Below are 5,611 nucleotides of genomic sequence, written 5' to 3'. Positions count from 1 at the left end.
CAAGGAACAGCAGCGCCTTGAAGAAAGCGTGCGTGAACAGGTGGAACATCGCCGCACCGTAAGCGCCAACGCCTGCCGCGAAGAACATGTAGCCAAGCTGCGAACAGGTCGAATAGGCGATCACGCGCTTGATATCGGTCTGCGTCGTGCCGACGGTTGCGGCAAAGATGCAGGTCATCGCGCCGATGAAGGTGACGAACGACAGCGCCGTAGGGCTGACTTCGAACATCGGCGAAAGACGGCATACCATGAAGACGCCAGCGGTCACCATCGTTGCCGCGTGGATCAGCGCCGAAACCGGAGTCGGGCCTTCCATCGCGTCAGGCAACCATGTGTGCAGGCCAAGCTGCGCCGACTTGCCCATCGCGCCGATGAACAGCAGGATACACAGCACGGTCATCGTATCGAGCCTAAGCCCAAGGAACCCGATGGTCGATCCGGCCATACCGGGCGCAGCTTCGAGGATCGCCGGGATCGAAACGGTGCCGAACACCAGGAACGTCCCGAAGATGCCCATCATGAAGCCGAGGTCACCCACGCGGTTGACCACGAAGGCCTTCATCGCGGCAGCATTGGCCGATGGCTTCTTGAACCAGAAACCGATCAACAGATACGAGGCGAGGCCCACGCCTTCCCAACCGAAGAACATCTGGACGAGGTTATCGGCGGTCACCAGCATAAGCATGGCGAACGTGAAGAGCGACAGGTAGGCGAAGAAACGCGGCTGATCCGGCTCCTCGCTCATGTATCCCCACGAATAGAGGTGAACGAGCGCTGAGACGCTGGTGATGACCACCAGCATGACCGCGGTCAGCGTATCGACCCGCAGCGCCCACGCAAAGTCGAGATTGCCCGACTTTACCCAGTGCAGCACCGGCGTAACGCTCGCTTCGGTGTGACCGCCAAGGAAAGAGAGGAAGATCGGCCAGGACAACGCGCAGGAAATGAACAGCGCGCCGGTCGTCACGACCTTGGCAGGCACATGCCCCAAGCGCTTGTTGCCAAGCCCGGCGATAATCGCTGCCAGCAATGGCAGGAATACGATGATCAGGATGGAAGACATCGAAAGTTCAGCCCTTCATCCGGTTGACGTCATCGACAGCAATCGTGCCGCGACCACGGAAGTAGATGACCAGAATGGCCAGACCGATCGCCGCTTCACCCGCAGCCACCGTCAGCACGAACATCGCAAAGACCTGACCGACCAGATCGTGCAGGAACGCGCTGAATGCGACGAGGTTGAGGTTCACCGACAGCAGGATCAGTTCGATCGCCATCAGGATGATGATCACGTTCTTCCGGTTGAGGAAGATGCCCAGCACGCCCAGCACGAACAGGATCGAGCTGACGACAAGGTAGTGTTCGATACCGATCACAGTTGGACCCCCTTGCCCACTTCCGGCTGCAGATTGACCGTCGCGTCTTCAGGACGGCGCGCATTCTGCTTCGACACGTTCTGACCGCGCACACCACCACGCTGGCGATGCGTCAGCACGATAGCGCCGATCATGGCCACCAGCAGGACGATGCCCGCCGCTTCGAACAGGAACAGGTAGCGGCTGTAAAGCAGCGCACCGATGGCTTCGATGTTCGAAGCATCAGCAGCCTGCACCGCCGAACCATCGGCCTTGCCCAAGGCCACCGAACCGGCCCCGCGCACGATCAGGCCGACGAACAGTTCGACGAACAGCACCACCGCAAGCGCCAGGCCCAACGGGAAGTTCTTCACGAACCCGGCTCGCAGCTCGGCGAAATCGATGTCGAGCATCATCACGACGAACAGGAACAGCACCGCAACCGCGCCGACATAGACGATGACCAGCAGCATCGCGATAAACTCCGCGCCCACCAGCACCATCAGGCCGGCAGCATTGAAGAACGCGAGGATCAGCCACAGCACCGAATGCACCGGATTGCGCGCAAGGATCGTCACGGCACCGCTGAAGATGCAGAGCGTGGCGAAGAGATAGAAGGCAAACACCTGGATCATTAGCGCGGCCCCCTAGCGATACGGCGCATCGGCTTCAAGGTTCGTGGCAATCGCCCGCTCCCACTTGTCCCCGTTCGCGAGCAGTTTCGCCTTGTCGTAAAGCAGTTCTTCGCGCGTTTCGGTCGCATATTCGAAGTTCGGCCCTTCGACCACGGCATCGACCGGGCAGGCTTCCTGACAGAAACCGCAGAAGATGCACTTGGTCATGTCGATGTCGTAGCGCGTAGTGCGGCGGCTGCCGTCCTCACGCGGTTCGGCCTCGATGGTGATCGCCTGCGCCGGGCAGACCGCCTCGCACAGCTTGCACGCGATGCAGCGTTCTTCACCGTTGGGATAACGGCGCAGCGCGTGCTCACCACGGAAGCGCGGCGAAAGCGGGTTCTTCTCGAACGGGTAGTTGATCGTCGCCTTGGGCTTGAAGAAATACTTCAAGGTCAGCCAGTGCGCCTTCACGAACTCCCACAGGGTGAAGCTCTTGATGAGCTGTCCGACAGTCATGCGAAGTGTCCGGTAGCCATGAGGTAGCCGCTGACGAGAAATACGAACAGCAGCGATACGGGCAGGAAGATTTTCCAGCCCAGGCGCATCAGCTGGTCATAGCGATAGCGCGGAACTGTCGCCTTCACCCAGCTGAACACGAAGAAGAAGAACAGGATCTTGGCCAGCAGCCACACAACGCCCGGAATATCGAACCACGGGATGAGGTCGATATTGAGCGGCGGCAGCCATCCGCCGAAGAACAGCGTCGCGTTCAACGCGCACATCAGCAGGACGTTAGCGTATTCGCCAAGCCAGTAGAGCGCGAAAGCCATCGACGAGTATTCGGTCTGATACCCGGCAACGAGCTCCGATTCCGCTTCGGTAAGGTCAAACGGTGCGCGTGCGGTTTCGGCCATGCCCGAAATCAGGAACATCACCCACATCGGAAACAGCAGCGGGTTGAACCAGAAGCCGTTGACGATGCCGAGGCCGTGGCCAAGCTGCGCCTTTACGATATCGTTCAGGTTGAACGTCCCCGCCCACAGCACAACGCAGATCAGGATGAAGCCGATCGAGACTTCATAGGAGATCATCTGCGCCGAGGCGCGCATGGCCGAGAAGAACGGATACTTCGAGTTGGAAGACCAGCCCGCAATCACCACGCCGTAAACACCCAGCGACGAGATCGCGAGGACATAGAGCAGACCGACATTGAGGTTGGCCAGCACCGCGCCCGAATTGAACGGGATCACCGCCCACGCCATCAGCGCGACAGTGAAGGTGATGATCGGCGCGATCAGGAACAGGCCCTTGTTCGCCGCAGAAGGAATGATCGTTTCCTGCAGGAACACCTTCAGACCGTCCGCAAACGACTGCAGCAGGCCGAGCGGGCCGACCACGTTGGGACCACGGCGCAGCGCCATCGCCGCCCAGATCTTGCGGTCGGCATAAATGATCATCGCCACGCCCAGCATCAGCGGAAGCGCGATGAGCAGAATGCCCGCAATGGTCGAAATACCGAAGGCCCACTCGTAGGAGAGGCCAAGACCCATGAAGAACTCGGTCATTCCGCGGCCTCCGCAAACGTCTCACCGTGGAGCAGTTCCGCCGAGCAGCGTTGCAGCGTCGGGCTGGAACGGGCGATGGCGTTGGTCAGGTAGCGATCCTTGATCGGATAGCCCGCAATCACGCCTTCTGCCTTCGCACCAGCAGCAGGCAGCGCACCGTAATCAACCAAGCCTTCAATGCCCAGCACCGGAACTTCGGCAACCATCGCCGCGCGAAGCTGTTCAAAGCTGTCAAAGCCTACCGAAACACCCAGCGCATCGGCCATCGCGCGCAGGATCGTCCAGTCCTCGCGGGCATCGCCCGGCGCGAACACGGCCTTTTCGGCATACTGCACGCGGCCTTCGGTGTTGACGTAGGTGCCGTCCTTCTCGCTGAACGCAGCGGCAGGCAAGATCACGTCGGCAGCGTGCGCCGCCTTGTCACCGTGATGGCCGATGTGCACGATCATGCTGTCGGCAAACTTCGTGAAATCCACTTCGTCCGCGCCAAGCGAGATCACCATCTTCGGCTTGGCCGCAACCAGATCGGCAATGCCGCCCTTTTGCGCGTAGCCCAGCATCAGGCCACCCATGCGGCTTGCAGCCATGTGGACGACGTTGAAACCGCTCCAACCTTCCCGGACCAGATTGAATTGTTCGGCAAACGCCAGACCAGCGCCCAGAGCGCCCTTGCCCAGAGCCGCACCGCCCATGATGATCGCAGGCTTCTGCGCCGCGCCGAACGCATCGGTCACTTCGGCAGGCAGGCTGCCCAGCACCGCCAGATCGTCACCCAGGAACGTCGCCGGATATGTCGGATCCCAGTGCGGGCCGACGATGAAGACCTTCGCGCCCTTCTTCACCGTCTTGCGCAGGCGGGTGTTGAGCAGCGGCGCTTCATCACGGATCATCGAACCGACGATCAGCACGGCGTCCGCATCCTCGATGCCAGCCAACGTCGAATTGAAATTCACTGCGGCAATGTTCGAGCAGTCATAGGCAAGGCCCGTCTGGCGACCTTCAAGCAGCGACGAACCAAGCGCCCCTGCCAGCCTCTTGGCCGCAAACATCGTCTCGCAATCAACCAGATCGCCTGCAACAACCGCAACAGACGAACCCGGATTGATCTTGGCCACAGCCTCGAACGCCTCAGCCCACGTGGCCGCCATCAGCTTGCCATCACGGCGCAGCCAAGGCTTGTCCAGACGACGGCGCGTGAGGCCATCGACCATGTAGCGCGCCCTGTCGGACAACCACTCTTCATTCACGTCATCGTTCACGCGCGGCAGGATGCGCAGCACTTCGCGGCCACGGCTGTCGAGGCGGATGTTCGAACCGATCGCGTCCGAAACGTCGATCGAAAGCGTCTTTTTCAATTCCCAAGGACGCGCTTCGAACGCATAGGGGCGAGACGTCAGCGCGCCGACCGGGCACAAGTCGATCACGTTGGCCGAAAGCTCGTGCGCCGCAGCCTTTTCCAGATAGGTGGAAATCTGCATCGTCTCGCCGCGATAGAGCGCGCCGATCTCGTCCACGCCCGCCACTTCCTCGCTGAAGCGAACGCAGCGGGTGCAATGGATGCAGCGCGTCATCGTGGTCTTGATGAGCGGGCCCATGTACTTCTCGGTCACCGCGCGCTTGTGCTCGTGATAACGCGAGGCACCGCGGCCATAGGCGACCGACTGGTCCTGCAGATCGCATTCGCCGCCCTGATCGCAGATCGGGCAGTCAAGCGGGTGGTTGATCAGGAGAAACTCCATCACCCCTTCGCGCGCCTTCTTGACCATCTCGGAATCCGTACGGATTTCCTGGCCTTCGGTGGCGGGAAGCGCGCACGAGGCCTGCGGCTTGGGCGGCCCCGGCTTCACTTCGACCAGGCACATGCGGCAATTGCCGGCAATGCTCAGCCGCTCATGATAGCAAAAACGCGGGATTTCCTTGCCGGCCAGCTCGCAAGCCTGCAGGACCGTAGCACCTGCCGGGACTTCGAGTTCAACGCCGTCGACTTTGACTTTAGGCATTATTCCGCTGCCTCCCGGACGTTCTCGGCAATCCGGCGCTCGATCTCCGGACGGAAGTGCTTGATCAGGCCCTG

General features: G+C 60.9%; 6 protein-coding genes. All 6 read right to left on the bottom strand.

Annotated elements, in window-relative coordinates; genetic code table 11:
* The coding region (gene nuoL, locus ACOVQ0_RS02955; protein ID WP_421880039.1) for an NADH-quinone oxidoreductase subunit L at nucleotides 1-1,063 on the bottom strand (1,063 nt) is incomplete at its 3' end.
* 7 nt (nucleotides 1,064-1,070) lie between these two features.
* A complete protein-coding gene (gene nuoK / locus ACOVQ0_RS02950) occupies nucleotides 1,071-1,376 on the bottom strand; it encodes an NADH-quinone oxidoreductase subunit NuoK (RefSeq protein ID WP_011445933.1) in 306 nt (101 codons plus the stop codon).
* Nucleotides 1,373-1,990, bottom strand: coding sequence for an NADH-quinone oxidoreductase subunit J (locus ACOVQ0_RS02945; protein WP_421880036.1), 618 nt, complete (start codon nucleotides 1,988-1,990; stop codon nucleotides 1,373-1,375). The genes nuoK and ACOVQ0_RS02945 overlap by 4 nt, the downstream gene beginning before the upstream one ends.
* 12 nt (nucleotides 1,991-2,002) lie before the next feature.
* Nucleotides 2,003-2,488, bottom strand: coding sequence for an NADH-quinone oxidoreductase subunit NuoI (nuoI, locus tag ACOVQ0_RS02940; RefSeq protein WP_421880034.1), 486 nt, complete (start codon nucleotides 2,486-2,488; stop codon nucleotides 2,003-2,005).
* Nucleotides 2,485-3,537 (bottom strand): NADH-quinone oxidoreductase subunit NuoH, encoded by a 1,053-nt coding sequence (nuoH, locus tag ACOVQ0_RS02935; protein ID WP_421880032.1) that lies wholly within the window; start codon nucleotides 3,535-3,537, stop codon nucleotides 2,485-2,487. The genes nuoI and nuoH overlap by 4 nt, the downstream gene beginning before the upstream one ends.
* Nucleotides 3,534-5,537, bottom strand: coding sequence for an NADH-quinone oxidoreductase subunit NuoG (gene nuoG / locus ACOVQ0_RS02930; RefSeq protein ID WP_421880030.1), 2,004 nt, complete (start codon nucleotides 5,535-5,537; stop codon nucleotides 3,534-3,536). The genes nuoH and nuoG overlap by 4 nt, the downstream gene beginning before the upstream one ends.
* Nucleotides 5,538-5,611: the final 74 nt, after the last annotated feature.

Origin of the sequence: Novosphingobium sp. (assembly GCF_049240505.1) — a bacterium.
Taxonomy (GTDB): Bacteria; Pseudomonadota; Alphaproteobacteria; order Sphingomonadales; family Sphingomonadaceae; genus Novosphingobium.
This window is presented reverse-complemented; position numbering and strand designations above follow the sequence as displayed.